The sequence below is a fragment of the Acidisphaera sp. L21 genome (assembly GCF_009765685.1).
Taxonomy (GTDB): Bacteria; Pseudomonadota; Alphaproteobacteria; order Acetobacterales; family Acetobacteraceae; genus LMUY01.
In genome coordinates this window covers 131661-132171 of sequence record NZ_LMUY01000070.1, presented here as the reverse complement: position 1 = coordinate 132171, position 511 = coordinate 131661, and the positions used below count along the sequence as shown (strand labels likewise).

The following is a 511-nucleotide window of genomic DNA, read 5'->3' as shown; positions in this document are numbered from 1 at the left end:
ATGCTCTCGTTCTCGCGGACCATGATCTCCTCGCCGTCGCGGGTGACGATGGCGGTGCCGTTGACGACGACCCAGTGTTCGGCGCGGTGGAAGTGTTTTTGCAGGCTGAGCTTCTGGCCGGGGGTGACGACGATGCGCTTGACCTGGAAGCGGTCGCCCTGGATCAGGCTTTCGTAGAAGCCCCATGGGCGGTAGACGCGGTTGTGGGCGACGGCTTCGTGGCGCTTGGCGGCCTTCAGCCGGTCCACGACCTTCTTGACGTCCTGCGCGCGGTCGCGGTGCATGGCGAGGACGGCGTCCTCGGTGACGACGACGATGGCGTCCTTCAGGCCGACGACGGCGGTCATGATCCCGTCGCTGCGGGCGTAGCAGTGGGTCGCACCTTCGAGCAGCACGTCGCCGACGGCCACGTTGCCGGCCTCGTCCTTTTTGCCCAGATCCCACAGCGCGCTCCAGGACCCGACATCGGACCAGGAGAGGGAGGCGGGAACCACGGCGATGCGATGCGTCC

1 pseudogene is annotated in these 511 nt (G+C 67.1%); it reads right to left on the bottom strand.

Features of this window, described 5'->3' with window-relative positions:
* Positions 1-511 (bottom strand): annotated as a pseudogene (gene cpsB / locus GSQ76_RS31810) (mannose-1-phosphate guanylyltransferase/mannose-6-phosphate isomerase); the annotation flags it as partial.